General features: G+C 70.1%; 15 protein-coding genes. 7 read left to right on the top strand and 8 right to left on the bottom strand.

The window, feature by feature from the left end; genetic code table 11:
• Positions 1-22: 22 nt before the first annotated feature.
• A complete protein-coding gene (locus ACSDQ9_RS09565; protein ID WP_435146845.1) occupies positions 23-1,420 on the bottom strand; it encodes an NCS2 family permease in 1,398 nt (465 codons plus the stop codon).
• A gap of 202 nt (positions 1,421-1,622) precedes the next feature.
• Between ACSDQ9_RS09565 and ACSDQ9_RS09560 the strand changes: the two genes are divergently transcribed.
• Entirely contained in the window at positions 1,623-1,904 is a 282-nt protein-coding gene (locus ACSDQ9_RS09560) for a hypothetical protein (RefSeq protein WP_435146430.1), read from the top strand.
• Here ACSDQ9_RS09560 and ACSDQ9_RS09555 read toward each other — a convergent pair.
• Both ACSDQ9_RS09555 and ACSDQ9_RS09550 read right to left on the bottom strand, forming a co-directional pair.
• A complete protein-coding gene (locus ACSDQ9_RS09555; protein ID WP_435146428.1) occupies positions 1,876-2,679 on the bottom strand; it encodes a DUF3027 domain-containing protein in 804 nt (267 codons plus the stop codon). The genes ACSDQ9_RS09560 and ACSDQ9_RS09555 overlap by 29 nt on opposite strands.
• 2 nt (positions 2,680-2,681) lie before the next feature.
• Complete coding sequence (locus ACSDQ9_RS09550; RefSeq protein WP_435146426.1) at positions 2,682-3,065, bottom strand: cold-shock protein; 384 nt, start codon at positions 3,063-3,065, stop codon at positions 2,682-2,684.
• 246 nt (positions 3,066-3,311) lie between these two features.
• Here ACSDQ9_RS09550 and ACSDQ9_RS09545 point away from each other — a divergent pair, with 246 nt between their 5' ends.
• The gene (locus ACSDQ9_RS09545; protein ID WP_435146424.1) at positions 3,312-4,739 is read left to right on the top strand and encodes an MFS transporter; all 1,428 of its coding nucleotides are present in this window, start codon (positions 3,312-3,314) and stop codon (positions 4,737-4,739) included.
• 31 nt (positions 4,740-4,770) lie between these two features.
• Here ACSDQ9_RS09545 and nagB read toward each other — a convergent pair whose 3' ends face one another.
• Positions 4,771-5,559 carry a glucosamine-6-phosphate deaminase gene (gene nagB / locus ACSDQ9_RS09540; RefSeq protein WP_435146422.1) on the bottom strand — a complete coding sequence of 263 codons (789 nt, stop codon included), beginning with the start codon at positions 5,557-5,559 and terminating at the stop codon, positions 4,771-4,773.
• A gap of 137 nt (positions 5,560-5,696) precedes the next feature.
• Between nagB and ACSDQ9_RS09535 the strand changes: the two genes are divergently transcribed.
• From ACSDQ9_RS09535 to ACSDQ9_RS09525, 3 genes are read left to right on the top strand one after another with little or no spacing between them, the layout of a single operon-like run.
• The gene (locus tag ACSDQ9_RS09535; protein WP_435146420.1) at positions 5,697-6,554 is read left to right on the top strand and encodes a hypothetical protein; all 858 of its coding nucleotides are present in this window, start codon (positions 5,697-5,699) and stop codon (positions 6,552-6,554) included.
• 35 nt (positions 6,555-6,589) lie between these two features.
• Complete coding sequence (locus tag ACSDQ9_RS09530; protein ID WP_435146417.1) at positions 6,590-8,740, top strand: helicase-associated domain-containing protein; 2,151 nt, start codon at positions 6,590-6,592, stop codon at positions 8,738-8,740.
• Positions 8,741-8,743: 3 nt separating this feature from the next.
• On the top strand, positions 8,744-10,426 hold the full coding sequence (locus ACSDQ9_RS09525) for a DNA repair helicase XPB (RefSeq protein ID WP_435146415.1): 1,683 nt from the start codon (positions 8,744-8,746) through the stop codon (positions 10,424-10,426).
• Positions 10,427-10,448: 22 nt separating this feature from the next.
• Here ACSDQ9_RS09525 and ACSDQ9_RS09520 read toward each other — a convergent pair whose 3' ends face one another.
• The gene (locus ACSDQ9_RS09520; RefSeq protein WP_435146412.1) at positions 10,449-10,970 is read right to left on the bottom strand and encodes a ferritin; all 522 of its coding nucleotides are present in this window, start codon (positions 10,968-10,970) and stop codon (positions 10,449-10,451) included.
• A gap of 201 nt (positions 10,971-11,171) precedes the next feature.
• Between ACSDQ9_RS09520 and ACSDQ9_RS09515 the strand changes: the two genes are divergently transcribed.
• Positions 11,172-13,223 carry a HelD family protein gene (locus tag ACSDQ9_RS09515; RefSeq protein WP_435146411.1) on the top strand — a complete coding sequence of 684 codons (2,052 nt, stop codon included), beginning with the start codon at positions 11,172-11,174 and terminating at the stop codon, positions 13,221-13,223.
• 2 nt (positions 13,224-13,225) lie between these two features.
• Here the strand turns inward: ACSDQ9_RS09515 and ACSDQ9_RS09510 are convergent, their stop codons facing one another.
• Positions 13,226-14,743 carry a peptidase M16 family protein gene (locus tag ACSDQ9_RS09510; RefSeq protein WP_435146409.1) on the bottom strand — a complete coding sequence of 506 codons (1,518 nt, stop codon included), beginning with the start codon at positions 14,741-14,743 and terminating at the stop codon, positions 13,226-13,228.
• Positions 14,744-15,015: 272 nt separating this feature from the next.
• On the bottom strand, positions 15,016-16,503 hold the full coding sequence (locus tag ACSDQ9_RS09505) for a peptidase M16 family protein (protein ID WP_435146407.1): 1,488 nt from the start codon (positions 16,501-16,503) through the stop codon (positions 15,016-15,018).
• 65 nt (positions 16,504-16,568) lie between these two features.
• Between ACSDQ9_RS09505 and ACSDQ9_RS09500 the strand changes: the two genes are divergently transcribed.
• Positions 16,569-17,501: an SDR family oxidoreductase gene (locus ACSDQ9_RS09500; RefSeq protein WP_435146405.1), complete on the top strand. Its 933-nt coding sequence runs from the start codon at positions 16,569-16,571 to the stop codon at positions 17,499-17,501.
• On the opposite strand, the gene ACSDQ9_RS09495 is transcribed toward ACSDQ9_RS09500, so the two are convergent.
• Positions 17,470-18,414 carry a phosphotransferase family protein gene (locus ACSDQ9_RS09495; RefSeq protein ID WP_435146403.1) on the bottom strand — a complete coding sequence of 315 codons (945 nt, stop codon included), beginning with the start codon at positions 18,412-18,414 and terminating at the stop codon, positions 17,470-17,472. The two genes, ACSDQ9_RS09500 and ACSDQ9_RS09495, sit on opposite strands and share 32 nt — an antisense overlap.

Genomic DNA, 18,414 nt, shown 5'->3' with positions numbered 1-18,414 from the left:
GACCACCCGTGGGGTCACCGGGTCAGTGCAGCAGGCTGCCCAGCAGGCCCTGGGCGAAGTAGATGACGAACAGTGCCGCCACCACCCACAGCAGCCAGTGCACCTGGCGGGCCTTGCCCTTGACGATCTTGATGGCCGCCCAGAAGATGACGCCCGCGCCGATGCCGACGGTGATCGAGTAGGTGAACGGCATCAACACGATCGCCAGGAAGGCCGGAATGCCCTCCTCCACGTCGTCCCAGGGAATCTGCACGACCTGGCCGATCATCAGGAAGCCGACGAACACCAGGATCGGGCCCGCCGCCTCCGAGGGGATCATGTTCACCACGGGCGCAAGGAAGATGGCCACCAGAAAGGCCAGACCGGTCACCACCGAGGCGAGACCCGTGCGGGCACCCTCGCCGACACCGGCGGTCGACTCGATGTAGGAGGTGTTGGACGACACCGAGCCCACACCACCGGCGACCGCGGCGAGCGAGTCGACGATCAGGATCTCCTGCAGGTGCGGTGGGTTGCCGCTCTTGTCGAGCAGACCCGCTTCGGAGCCCACGGCCACGATGGTGCCCATGGTGTCGAAGAAGTCGGCCAGCAGCAGCGAGAACACCAGCAGCAGCACACCCAGGAAGACACCGAGCGAGAAGGTGCCGTCGGGCTTCAGGAAGCCACCGATCAGGTCGACCTTGCCGATCAGGCCGAGGTTGGGGGTGACGAAGTCGCCGGCCTTGGGCAGGGCGGGCACGTTCAGCGACCAGCCGGTCACGTTCTCACCGATGCGGGGCCCGATCTTGAGCACCGTCTCGAGCACCAGCGCCACCGCCGACGACACGATGATGGCGATCAGCATGGCCCCCTTCACCTTGCGCACGTGCAGCAGCACCAGCAGCAGGAAGGCGAACACCGCCACGGCGATCGGCCACCCCTGCAGCGAGCCGTTCACGCCCAGCTGCACCAGCGGGTTGCCGGGGCGCACCAGCCCGGCGTCGGCGAGGCCGACCAGGGTGATGAACAGGCCGATGCCGATCGAGATGGCCGCCCGCAGGCTCGCGGGCACCGCCCTGAACAGGGCCTTGCGCACCCCGAGCAGCACCAGCACCAGGATCAGGATGCCCTCCCAGACCACCAGCCCCATGGCCTGCGGCCAGGTCATCTGCGGTGCGATCGCGTAGGCCAGCAGCGCGTTCAGGCCGAGGCCGGTGGCCAACGCCAGCGGGAATCGTCCCCAGACACCCATCAGGATGGTGAGCACACCGGCGATCAGCGCGGTGGCGGCGGCCACCATCAGCTTCGACTCGGTCAGGGCGGCGTCATTGAGCTGCGTCTTGGCGGCATCGAGGAACTTCGGTGCGCCGTTGATCAGGTTGCCGTTGCGGTCGTCGGCGGTGCCGATGATCAGGGGGTTGAGGGCCAAGATGTAGGCCATCGTGAAGAAGGTGACCAGGCCACCGCGGATCTCGGCGGCGGTGGTGGACCCTCGACGGGTGATGTGGAACCAGCGATCGATCGCGCCCTTGGGCGGCGCCGAGTCATGCGTGGCGGTGTCAGGCCGCGGGGCAGCCTTCGGGGAGTTGGTGACCATGTGCGCATGGTAGAGCCGCAGTTCACCTGTTCGTAAACTCGGACGTATGCCGAGCGATCGCCCTGACTCCCCGACCCGTGTGCGGGGTCTGGTTCAGGCCCCCATCGAGCCCGTGGACGACTCCGGGGTGCGGGCTGCCGTCGTCGGCACCGTGCTGTTCGCGATCGCCACCGTGGTGCTGGCGGTGCGCCATGCCGCGCTCGCGGCGGCCGGCCACGGGTGGTACCTGGGGGTGGCCGTGGCCGGTACCGTCCTGGGCGCCGTGGGTCTGGCGTGGACGATCCACCACGCTCGACGGGTCAGTCGAACAGCGACTCGTCGACACTGACCGTGTCGAACATGGGCGGCGGCAGTTCGATGCCTCGCTCGTCCGCCACGACGGACGAATGCCCGCCGCAGCCGTGGTCCATCGACACCACCTGGGCGTCCGACGGCGAGTACTCGTTGGTGCAGACGCCGAACATGGTGCCCAGCCGGCCCTGCAGCCGCACCAGATAGCCACAGCTCGAGCACTCGGCCGGGGCCTGACGGCTCAGCTGGTTGTCGGCACCGTGGTCACCGGCGCTCCAGCGCTCGGCGGCGAGGTCTCGTCCGTGCGACGACAGCACCCGCTCGCGACCCAACCCGAGCTCGGCGACCACCGAGCGGGTGATCGCCCATTCGGCGGGATCGGCGTCCGCGGCCTGCTCGCCACCGGTGAACCCGGGCTCGAGCCGCGGATCGTTGTCGGCGGTGGGCAGCAGCATGCCAGGAGCGACGTCACCGGCCTGGATGCGGTCGCCCCACGGCACCCAGGTGGGCGCCAGCTCCGATTCGGGGGTGGGCAGCAGCGCCACCTCGTTCACCGTGGCCACCCGGGCACGCGAGGCGCGCACCAGGGTGACGGCCCAGTTCCAGGTCAGGTAGGCCGGGTGGGTGCAGGCGAACAGGTGGGTGACGACGCGTTCACCGTCGATGACGGTGCCGAGGTGGTCGCCGACCCCGAAGTCCTCGGCCACCTCTTCGGCGGCCTCGCGCGCCAGCTCGACGGCCGCGGCGGTCACGGCGTCGAGCTTGGGGCGGGTGGCCCGGGTGGTCTTGGCGGCTTCGGTGGTCAGCGTCACGCTCACAGCTCCAGTTCGTCGGCGACGGCGCGCAGCAGGGCCGCGGTCTTCGCCGCTGCCTTCGGGTCGGGGTGGCGACCGTGGCGGTAGCCGTTGCCCAGTCCGTCGAGCAGCTTGATCAGGTCTTCGGTCAGTCGGGCCAGGTCTTCGGGCTTCTTGCGCTGTGCCTTCGACAGCGACGGCGGGGCCTCGAGCAGACGCAGCGACAGGGCCTGCTCCCCGCGACGCCCTTCGGCGACGGAGACCTCGACCTTCTGCCCCGGCTTGACGGTGGTCACACCGCTGGGCAGCACGTTGCTGCGGAAGTGGACGTCGCCGCCCTCGTCCTTGGTGATGAAGCCGAAACCCTTCTCGGCGTCGTAGAAGCGCACCTTGCCGATGGCCACGTCACAAACTCCTGCTCAGGCCGGTTCCCCGGCAGTCAACTGAACGCTCATCCTACCGTGACCCTCGGGGGCGAACTCAACCGGGTTCCGGGGCGCTGGAGCGCACCGCAGGCACGAGCCGCGCGTCCCACCATGAATCCCCGTTCACGCCGGCGGCGGCATGGTCCTAGGCTTGTCTCACCCGCCCGTTGGGCGCCGTCACGCACCGCCTGACACCACCCCGCCACACCTCCCCACTGGTGCCTCATGACCACTGCTGTTCCCTCCCTTCCCCTCTGGCGTCGCGGCGCCCTCGGCGAACCCGGTTTCGCGCGCTATCTCACGGCCATGCTGCAGGGCGCCACCGGCTACTGGATCGCCCGCATCGCGCAGGACTGGCTGCTGCTCAAGCTCACCGGTGACGTCTCCGCGGTGGGCATCGCCGCGGCCCTGCAGTTCGGCCCGATCCTGATCTTCGGGCTGTGGGGAGGCGTGCTGGCCGACAAGTTCAACGTGCGCGGCCTGGTCGCGGCCGCCCAACTGCTGCAGGCCAGTGGCGCCTTCGCCGTAGGCGCCATGGCGCTGGCGGGTCTGGTCGAGCCGTGGCACGTGTATGCCGCCGCCACCGTCACCGGCCTGTCGGCGGTCGTGGAGCAGCCGGCGCGCTCGTCGATGATCGTGCAGTTGTCGGGACGACACATCGCCCAGGGGCTGTCGATGAACTCGATCGCCTTCCAGGCCGCCGGGTTCTGGAGCCCGCCGGTCTCGGCGGCGATCGTGGCCGCCAGCGGCCCGGGGATCGCGTTCATCATCAACGGCCTGGGCTGCTGCATCACTGCGGCGCTGGTCTTCCGCTCACCCACCGCCGATCCCCGACCGCGTGACGCTGGCGAGCGGGTCACCCTGCGCGACGGGCTGCGGACGATCCGCGAGACCACCGAGATCGGGTGGACGATGGTGCTGCTGGCCTGCGTCTCGTTGCTCGGGCTGGCCATGCCGCTGGTCTTCGCGGGGATGGCGAACACCGTCTTCAACACCGGCATCCCGGGCTACTCGCTGTTCAACTCGGTGATGGCGGTGGGCTGCGCGGCCGGCTCGCTGCTCGCCGGGCGCACCCGCGGCAAGGCTCGCCTGCGCCATCTGGTGCTGCTGCTGGGCACCTCGTCCGCGCTGATCGCGATCGGGTCACAGGCGCCGAACGCCTATGTCTACGCCGCTTTGGTGATCGTGCATTCGGTGACCATCACGCTGTTCCAGTTGCTCAGCCAGGCGCTGGTGCAGATGAGCGTCGACCCGGTGGCCCGGGGTCGCGTGATGGGCCTCTACCTGCTGATCGCCTTCGGTGGCATGAGCGTGTCGCAGCCGGTGGTCGGCAAGGTGGTCGACACCATCGGCGCGCGCGAGACCCAGTTCGTGCTCGCCTGCCTGATGGCCGTGGGCACCGCGCTGGCCGCGTTGGCGATCGGACGATTCACCGGTCAGAAGGTGCGGGTCGACCGTCGCGGCCTGCGCATCCAGGAGCCGGACGTTCCCCGGTTCGTCCGGATCGCCCTGCAGGACGCCGGGGCGGCCATCGAGCGGGCCAGCGAAACGGTGGATCGGGCCGAGAAGGCGCCCCGTCGTCCGGTACCGATGCCCACCCAGGCCGACCAGCAGCGCCAGTTCGACACCTCGTCGCCCCAGACCCCGGCCTGACGAGCGGGTCAGGGAGACGGACGAGCGGTGCTCAGACCGCGGGCACCTGCCAGTCGGGCAGGTGCTCGAAGGTGTCGCGGTAGTAGTCGGTGAGCGTCAGCTTGCTGGCGGCCGCCTCGTCGACGATCACCACGGCGTTGCGGTGGAACTGCATCACCGAGGCGGGGCACACGCTGCTCACCGGCCCCTCGACGGCGGCGGCGATGGCGTCGGCCTTCTTGCGCCCGGTCGCGACCAGTACGAGGCGGCGGGCGTCCATGATCGTGCCCAGGCCCTGGGTCACGCAGTGGGTGGGCACCTGCACACCGTTGGTGAAGAAGCGACGATTGTCCTCCCGCGTGCGCACCGTCAGCGTCTTGATGCGGGTGCGCGACGACAACGACGAGGTCGGTTCGTTGAAGCCGATGTGGCCGTTGGAGCCGATGCCGAGAATCTGCACGTCGATGCCGCCGGCGGCGACGATGGCGTCTTCGTAGGCCTGGCAGGCGGCCTCGATGTCGTCGGCCATCCCGTCGGGCACACGCACCAGGTCGGGGTTCATCCCGCAGGGCACGGTGACGGTCGTGCGGATCGTCTCGGCGTAGCTCTGCGGGTGGGTGGGCGGCAGTCCGACATACTCGTCGAGGGCGAAAGCGCGGGTGGTCGACAGGTCGATTCGACCGGACGAGTTCAACGCCGCCAGCTGGTCGTAGATGCGCAACGGCGAACTTCCCGTGGCAAGGCCCAACACCGGGTCGGGGCGCTTGGCGAGGGCGCCGACGATGCGCCCGGTGGCGGTGCGCGCCACGGCGGCGGCGTCGTCCCTGATGATGACCTCCATCGCACCTTCCTCAGCTCGTCGGTGCCCCAGTCGGCGCCCGGTTCGCCCAATATGTCAGGGGCTTTGAGCAGACCCCACACCCACACCCCCAAGCGCGCAGGGTCGGTGCTCACCCTCACGTCGATAGACTGCTCGGCATGGCTGACTGGCGAGACGGTGCCGAGTACGCGCCCGCGGAACGACCCGACGGTTTCGCGACCCCGCGCACGTCTCCCCTGAGCGTCGCCACCCCCGATCCCCACCCCGCCGAGGGCCTGCCGCCGATGGCCCCGGACGGCTTCCAGCCGAGCCCGACACCGACCCCGCCGTTGGCGGCGCTGGTGCCCTCGACCGCCCCGACCCGCGACCCGCACCAGGCTTTCGACTCGGGCATGACGATCGTCGAGGGGTCGGCCTGGGGGTCCGCGCACAACGGCCCCGGCGGCGCCACCCCGGTGAGGGACCCCAGGCAGCCGATCGTCACCACCAGCAGCTTCGGCCCGCTGGCGGGCCAGGCCCCCGATCACGGCGCCGGCGACGCGTGGCAGGGGTCGTCCGCCCCCGACCCCGCGACCCGGTTCGCGCCCCCCACCGGCGCCCCGGTGAGCATGGGAGCTCCCGGCCCGGGCGGGCCCGCGAACCAGCACCCGCAGCCGCTGACCTGGTACCCGTCGCCGACCGGAACTCCGGTGCAGAACAGCGCGTTCATGACAAAGGTGAAGGCGATGGGCTACGCGCTGGTGATCGTGCTGGTGGCGGGAGTGTTCATCTCGCCGCTGTCGTTCGTGCTGCTGCTGGCGGCGATCCCGCTGTCGCTGATGGCCACCGTGAAGAAGCAGACCCTAATGAGGATCGCCGCGGTGGCCACGGCCGTCGCGCTGCTGATGGGCCTGATGTTCCCCGGTGACAACGACACCCTCGACGCCATCATCAGCTACACCCGGTGGGCCTGTCTGGTGGTGCTCGCCCTCGACCTGACCGTGGTGTGGAGGTCGTTCGGGAAGGGCCAACGCTGACCACCACCCCGGCTCCGAGATCGATCGCCGACGTCGTGCGAGGTCTCGACCGCACCCAGCTCGCGAATCTGCTTCGCCTGCGCCCCGATCTGGCACTGCCCCGACCCGCCTCGCTCGCCGAAGTGGTGGAGCGGGCCGGCACGCACGCCTCGACGAGGGCCGCCATCGACTCGCTCGACGCGTGGCAGCGCCGCGTCTGTCATGGGTTGGCTGCCTGCCCCGACGACGTCTCGGTGCGCCACCTCGCGGCCCTGCTCGGCGGTGAACGAGGCGCCGTCGAGCACGCCGTCCGTGGCCTGCGCGACCGCGCTCTCGTCTGGGGGGACGACGGCCACGTCCGCGTCACCCAGGCCGTCCGCGCCTGCTTCGGCTCGCACCCGGCCGGACTGGCCCAGCCCAGCGCGACGCCCCTCACCGATGCCGAGATCGACCGCCGACTGCGCGAAGCGGGCGCCGACAGCGCACCGTTGGTGGACCAGCTGCTCTGGGGCAACCCGGTCGGGCGGGTGACGGGCGCCGACCGGCCCGTCACGCTCGAGCAGGCCGAGAGCCCCACCGAGCGACTGCTGGCGCTCAAGCTGCTGCGCCCCCTCGACGCCGACACCGTGGTGCTGCCCCGTGAGGTGGCGCTGCGCGTGCGCGGCGGACGGCTCTTCCCCGACCGGATCGCCACCCAGGTGCCGGGCTGGCCCGCCGGATCGACCTCCACCATCGTCGAGCAGGCCGGCCTGGGCACCGCGCAGGCCCTGGTGCATGCCGTCGCCTCCGTCGTCGACGAGGTCGAGCGGATGTCTCCTCGTCCGCTGGCGACGGGTGCCTTCAGCCGCCGCGACCAGGCGCAGATCGGGCAGGCGACCGGCACCGACCAGACGGTGGTGTTGCTGCTTCACCTGGCGCACCGCCTCGGGCTGGTCGGGCGCAGCGCCATGGCGTGGCTGCCGACCGCGGGCTTCGACCAGTGGCTGGCCCTGACCCCGTTCGCCCGCTGGCAGGGACTCGTGAAGGTCTGGCTCGACCTGCCCGGCTGGCCGCTGGAGCCCTCAGCACAGACGGGGCGCACCGACGCCGACTCCGGCGAGCGCAGCCTGCCCGAACGTGGCCGCATCGCGGCGGCACGCGAACTGCGCGCGGCCCCGGTCGGCGCGGTGCTGGAACCGGGTCTGCTAGCCGATCGACTGGCCTGGCGGCACCCGACCTGGTCGCGGGTCGAGATCGACCACGCCGCCGAGCAGACGTTGGCCGAGGCCGCGCATCTCGGGCTGGTCGCCCACCTCGACCATGCGGGGCGCCCCCGCCGCACCAGCCTGTGGGAGGTCACCGACGACCCCGGCTTCCCCGAGGCCACCACCGACTTCCTGGTGCAGTCCGACCTGACCGCCGTCGCTCCCGGGCCGCTGCGCATCGACATCCAACGCGTGCTCGACCTGGTCGCCGACCGCGAGTCGCCGGGCCCGGCGAGCGTGCACCGGTTCACCGCGTCGTCGGTGCGTCGCGGGCTCGATGCCGGCTGGACCGGCGAGCGGCTGCTGGCGTGGCTGGCCGAACATTCGGTGACGCCGATCCCCCAACCGCTCACCTACCTGGTCGGCGACGTCGCGCGCCTGCACGGCGCGATCCGTGTCGCCAGTGTCGGTGCCCTGTTGACGATCGCGGACGAGGCCACCGTCGCCGCCCTGCTGCGGCATCCGCAGGCCTCGGTGCTCGGTCTGCGGCAGGTGGCGCCCGGGCTGGTCGCGGCCCGCGCCGAGGCCGCCGACGTGGTCGACCTGTTGCGCGACCTGGGCCACGCACCCGTCGCCGAGGACGACCGGGGCGATGTCGTCCCCACGCCCCCGACCCGACGGCTCAAGCAGGTGGCCGCCCCGCGCAGTGGGCGGGCGAGCGTTCCGTCGTCCGACCAGGTGAACCAACTGGCGGGTGAACTGTTGGCGCCCAGCCAGTCGGTGCAGGCAGCGGTCGACGCCGAGTCGATGCTGGCGGCGCTGCTCGAGGCCCAGACCGGAGGCTCGTGGGTGACGCTGACCCGCGTGGACGATTCCGGGCGGTCGAGCCGGGTGCGAGCCAAGGTGCTCGCCGTGGCGTCGGGCCAGGCGCGCATCGTCGAGCAGGCCAAGGGACAGTCGGTGGTGGCGCTCTCGCGCATCGTGCGGGTCGAACCGGTGAGGGTCGAGGGCGCATACTCGTAGGCGATGCCTGCTTCTGCCTCGTCCCAACCCACGTCCGGCCAGCCCGGGCCCCTGATCGTCCAGTCCGACCGCACGCTGCTGCTCGAGATCGACCACCCCGACGCCCACGCCTGCCGCATCGCGATCGCGCCGTTCGCCGAACTCGAACGCGCCCCCGAGCACGTGCACACCTACCGGATCACGCCGCTGGGGCTGTGGAACGCGCGCGCCGCCGGGCACGACGCCGAGCAGATCGTCGACGCCCTGCTGACCTGGTCGCGCTACCCGGTGCCCAGTTCGCTGCTGATCGACCTGACCGAGACCATCGGACGATTCGGCCGCCTGCGCATCGAGAAGCACCCCACCCACGGGCTGGTGCTGGTCTCGACCGATCGTGCGGTGCTCACCGAGGTGCTGCGCTCGGCCAAGGTGAAGGGCCTGGTCGGGTCGCGGATCGACGATGACACCGTGGTCGTACACCCCTCGGAGCGCGGGCACCTCAAGCAGGTGCTGCTGACGCTCGGCTGGCCCGCCGAGGACTTCGCCGGTTACGTCGACGGAGAGGCCCACGAGATCGGGCTGGACGAGGGCCCCTGGCAACTGCGGCCCTACCAGCAGCAGGCGGCCGAGAGCTTCCACGCGGGCGGGTCGGGGGTGGTGGTGCTGCCCTGCGGCGCCGGCAAGACCATCGTCGGTGCCGCCTCGATGGCGCTCACGAAGGCGACCACGCTGATCCTGGTGACCAACACCGTCGCCGCCCGACAGTGGCGCGACGAGTTGATCAGGCGGACGACGCTGACGGCCGACGAGGTCGGCGAGTACTCGGGGGCGGTCAAGGAGATTCGTCCGGTGACGATCGCCACCTACCAGGTGATCTCGACCAAGCGGAAGGGCACCAATCCGCACCTGGAGCTGTTCTCGGCGCGCGACTGGGGTCTGATCATCTACGACGAGGTGCACCTGCTGCCGGCGCCGGTGTTCCGCATGACGGCCGACCTGCAGGCGCGCCGGCGGCTCGGGCTGACGGCCACGTTGGTGCGCGAGGACGGTCGCGAGGGCGACGTGTTCTCACTGATCGGGCCGAAGCGGTACGACGCGCCATGGAAGGACATCGAGGCCCAGGGCTGGATCGCTCCGGCCGACTGTGTCGAGGTGCGGGTGACGCTGACGGAGTCGGAGCGACTGCTGTGCGCGACGGCCGAGCCCGATGTGCGCTACCGGCTGGCCTCGACGGCCGAGTCGAAGAATGCGGTCGTCCTCGATCTCGTGGAACGCCACCGCGGGCAGCCGACCCTGGTGATCGGGCAGTACGTCGACCAGTTGCACGACCTGGCCGACCGGCTCGACGCCCCGGTGATCACGGGCGAGACGTCGACCAAGCAGCGCGAGGTGCTGTACCAGCAGTTCCGGGACGGGGAGATCTCCCTGCTGGTGGTCTCGAAGGTGGCCAATTTCTCGGTCGACCTGCCCACCGCCGAGGTGGCGATCCAGGTGTCGGGGGCGTTCGGTTCACGCCAGGAGGAGGCGCAACGGCTGGGCCGCATCCTTCGCCCCAAGGACGGACTGGTGGCGCGCTTCTACGCGCTGGTCAGCCGCGACACGGTGGACGCCGAGTTCGCCGCGCACCGGCAGAGGTTCCTGGCCGAGCAGGGCTACGCCTACCGCATCGTCGACGCGGACGACCTGGACGAACTCGACGCCCCCTGATCGGGGGAGGGGTCCACCCGGGTCACTCGGCGCCGGCCTCCGTCGACCGTGCCGGACGAGCGCCCAGCTCCGCATCGAGACGCAGCAGACCCGGGCCGTCGTCCCCGATCAGTTCGATCCGGCCGACGATCTCGGAGACGGTCGACTCCTCTTCGATCTGCTCCTCGAGGAACCAGTGCAGCAGCGGCCGCGAATCCAGGTCGCCGGCCTTGTCGCACGTGCGATACAGCTCGCGGATCGCCTCCGAGACGCGCTGCTCGTGCTCGTAGGCCGCCGTGAAGACGTCGACCGGGGTGGCACTGGCCTCCACCTTCGGTGCCGAGACGGCACCGATTGTGGGGTGCGATCCGCGGTCGACCACGTGGTCGATGAACTTGTTGGCGTGCACGATCTCTTCGTCGGCCTGGTGGCGCAGCCACGCCGCCATGCCCGGCAGGTCCTGCACATCCATCTCGATGGCGAGCTGGCGATAGACGGTTGAGGCCTCGAACTCGAGCGTGATCTGCGCGTCGAAGGCCTTCTGGAGGTCTGCTGAGAGCTTCATGACCCCACGCTAGCGCGCTCGTCCGGCCCGCCGATCGGGTTGGCGCAGACTCCCGCGAGCCAGGCATGACCGCCACGGGCGTAGGCTGGTGCGTCCGTTCCAGAGCTCGCGGGCGCCCTCTGTCACCGTGCAGGGGTCAGCCGGCGCGAGTCGTCCGTCGGGTGGTCCCGCCGGGCATGCCAGCCGTCCCCAAGGATCCGCATGTCTGAACCAACGTCCGATCTCGAGGCCGAACGCGCCCATCTCGTCCGCTCCCGCGAGGCGCTCACCGCCATGCGCGCCCAGACGCGCGACTGGCGCACCGTCACCGGTGCCAACCATGTCAGCACCCAGTACCTCAAGCAGATGCTGTTCCGCCGCGCCGAATCCCTCGTGGACGACCCCACGGTGCCACTGTTCTTCGGCCGGATCGACTACTCCGAGCACCTGGGCGCCGAACGCGATGAGGTGATCCACGTCGGACGACGCCACGTCTCCGCCGACTTGGGCGAAGACCCCCTGGTGATGGACTGGCGTGCCCCCATGGCCCTGCCGTTCTACCGGGCGTCGTCGGTCGATCCGATGCACTGCTCGCTGCGGCGCCGCTTCGGCTTCCGCGACGGCGAGATCACCGCCTTCGAGGACGAGTCCCTGACGGCACCCAGCACGGGACCGTCGCAGATCCTCACCGACGAGATCGAGCGACCCCGCACCGGCCCGATGCGTGACATCGTGGCCACCATTCAGCCCGACCAGGACGTGCTGGTGCGCACCGACCTCGAGCAGTCGATGGCCATCCAAGGGGCACCCGGCACCGGGAAGACCGCCGTCGGCCTGCATCGTGCCGCCTACCTGCTCTACGCCTTCCGCACCCAGCTCTCGCGGGCGGGCGTGCTGGTGGTCGGGCCGAACGCCTCCTTCCTCAGCTACATCGGCGACGTGCTGCCGGCGCTGGGAGAGATCGACGCCGACCAGCAGACCGTGCAGTCGCTGGTGGAGGCGTCGTCCGGTCTGGTCGTGAACCAACCCGATGACGCCGCCCGAGGGGTGCTGCTGGGCGATGCTCGCATGGCTGAGGTGCTGCGCCGGGCCGTGTGGGGGCATGTCAGCGAGCCGACCGAGGTGCTGGCGGTCAAGGCGGGGCACCGCGTGTTGCGGGTGCCGCCGCATCTGCTGGCCGATGCCGTCCGCGGGGTGGTGAGCCGGGGCGTGCGCTACGAGGCGGGCCGCGTCATGCTGCCCCAGCGGATGGCCCACCAGGTGTTGCTGCGCCTCGAACTGGCCGGGGAGGCCACCGACGACCGGGTGCAGAACCAGGTGGCCCGCTCCCCCGAGGTGAAGGCATTGGCCAAGCAGCTGTGGCCCCCGTTGAAGGCACCCACCCTGGTGCATCGCCTCTTGTCAGACCCCGCTTTCCTGGCCGCGAACGCCGACGGCGTGTTGACCGCCGAGGAACAGCTGGCGCTCGGCGACACCGCGCCGAAGAAGTCGCCGGCGTCACGCCGGTGGACGCTGGCCGAACTGGTGCTGGTCGACGAGGTGACCGACCTGCTCCAGCGCACCCCGAGCCTGGGGCACGTGATCGTCGACGAGGCCCAGGACCTCTCCCCGATGATGCTGCGCGCGGTCGGACGACGCGCCACCACCGGCTCCGTGACGCTGCTGGGCGACCTCGCCCAGGCCACCACTCCGTGGGGCGCCCGCTCGTGGGACGAGTCCCTGACCCACCTCGGCCACCCCGAGGCGACGGTCAACGAACTGGTGGAGGGGTTCCGGGTTCCCGGCGACGTGATCGACTACGCGGCCCGACTGCTGCCGGCCATCGCGCCTGGGCTGACCCCACCCCGGTCGATCCGCCACGCGCGCGGTGAACTCGACTTCAGGCGCGTGGACGACCTGGTGCCCGCACTGGCTGCGGCCGTGACGGAGGTGTCGGCGCGCGAGGGCATGATCGGCATCGTGGTGCCCGACGCGCTGGTCGACGCCGTCGCGCAGCAGCTGGGGGTTCCCCACGTGGTGGTGGGCCGCGACGACCAGCCGCTGCCCGACGGAACCGACGACGAGCAGGCCCGGCGCGTGCCGGTCGAGCTGGTGCCGGCGTCGCTGGCCAAGGGTCTGGAGTTCGACCACGTCGTGCTGGCCGAACCGGCCGCCATCGTCGCTGGCGAGGCCGACGAACTCACCGGACTGCGGCGGCTGTACGTCTGCCTCACCCGGGCGGTGACGAGCCTGACGATCGTCCACGCGGACGATCTACCGCCCCAGTTGGGTTGACCTCACTGCTGCGCCTCGAGCAGCCACGTGAGCAGTCTGAACACCAGCCCTACCAGCAGGAGAGCCGTGATGATGACACCCGGCTGCAGCACCCGCTTGGTGGCCATGGCGGTCAGCCGCTCGCGAGCGCTCGCCGGCGTGGGAATCTCCCGCGGGTCTCGCGGCGGCCCCGGCGTGACTGCGGTGGCGGGCACCTCGTCAAGCAGACGCGTCGCGAGTTGGTCGCCGTTCTTGAGCAGGGCAGGCTCGAACTGGGCGGGAAAACCTTCGTGGTCCACCACCAGCAGGCCCCCATCGGGATAGACGGTGACACCTTGCACCCTGGCCGGGTGGATCATCCGATTTCGGCCGCTCCTGGCGCCGAAGTAGACCTGATCACTCCCCCACGTCCACCCCAGCACCTCATCGGCCGGAACCTCCAGCAAGGGGTGGAACGGCTCGTCCGGTCGCATCGCCATCGGAGCTTGCGACTCGCGGAAGCCCGGGGGTACCAGAGCCCGAGGGGGGAGTCCGAGGAACAGGCTGTCGACAAGATGGCGCAGCTGTTCGTTGACGTCGTCGGCGGTGACATCCTCCATCCGTCTCCCCGCGTCGACCCCCTCACCGGCCAGCGTCTGGTAGCCCTCGCCCACCGCCCGGTAGAAGGCCGACTGCTCGGAGGCCTCCCACGGCTGCCGCTGTGCTCGGAACTCGTCGACCTCTGGCTGGGTGAAGCCCATCTTCCCGACCTCGTCCAACCACTCCATGAAGACCTGCGAGCTTTCGGCCTGGTGCTGGGGCTCGATCCGACACGTCAGCATGACCACCGAGGTCGCTGCTCCGATCCGCTCCACCACCACCTCTGGGGCGTAGGCCCAAGCCAGTTCGTGGCGGAACCGCTGCACGAACCTGTCCGACAACAGCGCGACCATCACGCCCGTCGCCCAGGTGCGCTCGACCCGACCGGAGGCGGCAAGCCATTCACCACCAGCAGGTTCGGGGTACCAAACGTGGCGTGGGCCCACGATCGCCTCTGGCTCGGTGGGGGGACGATGGTTTCCTCGCGGTAGGCCGAGCCTGAAGTCCGCGGGCAGGTCACCGGCGACGACCAGCACCGCGTTCTCGGCGGTGAACCAGTGCCGCGCGTGCTCGCGCAAGGACTGCTCCGTGGCGCCCGGCAGACCTGGCTCGCCGTAGTGGACGAGGCCGGGACCCGCCGCACCGAATCGTTGTGCCAGCGCGTGTGAGATCAGGTTCGTTCCCCGGTGCCGATTCTCCTGCTGCAGGATGGTTGCCTCATGGGCAAGCCCGGGGAAGGCGTCGTCGCCCAGGCGATGGGCGATGGTGGCAAGCCCGTCCATCACAGCCGCGGGTGGACCCTGCAGCTGGAAGGTGGTGTCGATCAGGCTCGTGCTGGCGTTCGAGGCCACCGACTTGTCACTCACGCTGCCCGCCGCCAGATGCTCCACCAGGTGGGTCCAACCGGCGGTGGACCACGTCTCGTCGGCCATGCCCACCCGGAAGGTCAGGCTCGCTGTCATCAAGTGATCGCTGGGCGCTGGGACGCGCAGCATTCTCAGCCCATCCACACCCGTTCCTCGGGCTCGACCTGCGACATGCGGCCACTCTCACGACGGGAGAAGACCTTGTCAAGCACCATCACCGAGTGGCGTCACGCCCAGCCCGGACGACCGGGCACCAACGGACTCAGTGGTCAGGATGCAGCACCACAGAGGAGGCGTTGCGCAGCAGGGAACGCTCGGCCTGTGCTGCTGCATCCTGACCGCCATTGGCCGACAACCGCCGGTGCGTGTCAGAACCAACGCGCCAAAAGGCTTGGAGCATCTGGCACCTCCTCCGCAGGTCGCTCGGGACCTGGTACGTGCACAGCCTCAGGGACGAGTTCGGCGATCCGATGGCCCAGCTTCACGCCGTCGCGAACCAACCGGGGCTCGAACACTGTGACCAATCCGTCCTCGGCAACGATGAGCATGCCTCCGTCGGGATGTCGCGTCAGCCCGATCACCGCACGAAGATCGATGACCCGATGAGGCCCGCCCTTGGCTCCCGCCGACAACCTGGTGCCGTCCAACATCCAGCCGTGACCTCGCAGGCCTCGTCCCAGCATGGGGAAGTACTTACCTGAGAGGCCGCAGGTGGCCTCCTCCACCCTCTCCGCGATACCGTCAGGCGGTTCGGCCCCGATGGGAACTCCCACCAGCAGGCTCGCCCACAGCCGTTCGAGTTCGTCATGGATCTGCTCGAGGGTCAGCGACGGGGCCTCGCGCTGATCGCGATCCGGGAGACCGACGAGTTCGTGGCTCGCCTCAAGGACGGCAATCTCCACCCGCTCGACCCCTGTTCTGTCCCACAGGTTGGCGCCCGCGACCAGCTCATCCAGGGCTGCCTGACTGGCCAGCGAGCCGCGCTGACGAGCGATCCAGTCAACGACCGTGCGTGCGCTCGCCCCGAGGACGTCTGGCCCGATCGGTACGACCAGGATGACGTGGGCGTCCGTACCGCTGATGGGCTGGTAGATCGCCTCGGGCGCATACGACCAGCCCAACGTGTCACGGAACATCTTCATCAGACCGTCGTTCAGAAGGTCCACGAGAGCCGAAGCTGCCCAGCAACGGCGAACGATGCCTCCTGCCACCACGGCCTCCAGGCCCGGCGGCAGTTCGAACCACTGACGACCAAGCGTGCGCTTCTTCGGCAGGACCGGAGTCCGTCGCTCGCCGCGAGGCAGCGGCAGGGGCTCCATGTCTGGAAGAGCCCGATCAACCACCAGTTGCGCGTTGTCAGCAGTGAATCGAGATCGCGCGAACTCCCTCAGGAGCGTAGATGTTGCCGCTGGCAGTCCCGGTTCGGGGAACAGGATCAACCCGGGCCCCCTGGCGCCGAACCTCTCAGCCAGGAGCAGCCCGTCCACGGTGCCCTCACCCGTCTCGTGACGCTCCTTGGTCAGGATGTTCACCTCGTGGGTGACGTCGGAGGGCCCTCCCTCTGACAGCCTCTCGCAGACGATGCGGAGGGCACGCCAGACGTCGTCGGGTGCCCCCTGAAACCAGAGCTGGGTAAGCAGCAGGTCGACCTGCCCATTGACCTGCAAGCCCCTAGAGCCCAACCCGTGCAACGTGCCGTGCTCGATCAGGTGGGTCCACCCAGCGGTCAGCCAGGTCTCGTCGACCACCCCCGTCCGAAAGGTGAGAACTGCCGTGGCGAGCTTCGTGTGCACCGGATCGATCTCGAAGACCTGTAGGCCGTTCCAGAAACGCCCCGCCACAGTGCTCTCGTCCATGGGCCCTGATTGTTGCCGGACCACCACCCCCCGATCAACCACCGCACCGCGAGTACGGTGAAGGCATGTACGCAGTCCCCGACCAGAGCGGCCGCACCGCCGTCGTTACCGGCGCCAACTCGGGCACGGGATTCCACACCGCCAAGCGCCTGGCCGCGGCCGGTGCCACCGTGATCATGGCCTGCCGCAGCCAGACCCGCGGCGAACGCGCCATCGACGCCATCCGCGCCGACGTCCCCGACGCGTCGCTCGACCTGCGCATCATCGACCTGTCCAGCCTCACCTCGGTGCGCGCGTTCGTCCGCTCGCTCACCGACGACCTCGACCACCTCGACCTGTTGGTCAACAACGCGGGGGTGATGACCCCGCCCGAGCGCATCGAGACCGAGGACGGGTTCGAACTGCAGATGGGCAGCAACTTCTTCGGTCCGTTCGCCCTCACCGTCGGGCTGCTGCCCCTGCTCAATGCAGCCCCCGCACCGCGCGTGGCGACGATGGCCAGCGGCATGGCCAACTTCGGGCGGATCGACTTCTCCGACCTGAACTGGACGAGCCGCCGCTACCGGGCCGAGCAGGCCTACGCCCAGTCGAAGCTGGCCGACGTGCACCTGTTCCGCCACCTCGCCACACTCGCCCGCGAGCACCACTGGACCCTCACCAGCGTCGGCGCCCACCCCGGCTACGCCAACACCAACCTGCAGACCTCCGGCGCCAACCTCGGCCGCGGCAGCACGATGATGAAGCGGGTCACGGCCATCGGGTCGAGGTTCGGGCAGTCGGCCGCCATGGGCGCCGAGCCCCTGCTGATGGCGGCGACCGTTCCGGCCTCGACCCTGCAGACCGGCGGCGACTACTTCGGCCCCACCGGACTCTTCGGCATGCGCGGCCCCGGAGGTGCCGCCAAGCTGAATCGCCGTATGTCCGACGCCGAGACCGCCGCGCGACTCTGGGAGGTCGCCGAGCGCCTCACCGACGCTCACCCCGGCTCCTCCGCCTGACCACCGCCCGCGCCTGTTCGACGTGGTCAGCCAGAAGATCCGGGCGCCGATCCAGGGCCCATCGGACGAGATCCATGGCCTGCAGCAGGTCGAGATCACCGAGCGAGGCGTGCACCTCGTCCGCCGTGACCCCGAAGGCTGCCGCGAACGTCGCCGCCTGCTGCAGCCTGTCCCCGGACAGGTGCTCCATGCGGTGCAGGTGCACCAGGTCGCCCCAGGGCACCGGTCCAGCCGCGGCCGACCCCCAGTCGATCAGCACCAGTTCCCCGTCGGGTCGCACCAGCACGTTGCCTGGATTGAGATCACCGTGGTGCAGCCCGAACCGACCACCCGGGGCCCGGCAGGCGTTCGTCCGCTCGACCAACCAGTCGAGATCGTCCGGTTCGTACACGCCCAGCGCGAGCAACCGGTCGCCGTCGCCCCCGTCGCCACGATCGCCGAGTGAGGCGAGGTTGTACTCCACGTGCCGCTGCCAGGCCAGGGGTAGGTCTCGTCCGAATCGACTGAACAGCCCGTCGGGCGCATCGCGCAACGACACCGTCGCGAGGCTGGCCGCGTACTCCCCCAGCCGCTCCCACAACGCCGGGGTCTCAGACGTCGGATGGGTGCCCTCGACGAATCGCTGCACCTGGTACGGCACGCGCCCCGACTCGAGGTCGTCCGCCGGCAGTTCGTCGACCACCAGCACCTCGACCGTCGGTACCCCGACCGCGGCGGCCGCCCGGGCGCACCAGGCCTCGCGCTCGAACTCCCCGACGTCGCTGACCGTGCCGCGCAGCGGGTCGCGGGCGAACCGCACCACCTCGCGTCCATTGGTGAACACGTGGTTGGTCTGCCCCTCGGTCAGCCGACTGAAGGCACCCGTCAGGTCGTGGCGACGGGCGATCAGGGTCAGCGTCGATTCCGGGTCCAC

The sequence above is a fragment of the Aestuariimicrobium soli genome, from assembly GCF_051192575.1.
In the GTDB taxonomy this organism is placed as follows: Bacteria; Actinomycetota; Actinomycetes; order Propionibacteriales; family Propionibacteriaceae; genus Aestuariimicrobium; species Aestuariimicrobium soli.
Note: the sequence above shows the minus strand (reverse complement) of the source record. Positions and strands in the feature narration are given on the sequence as shown.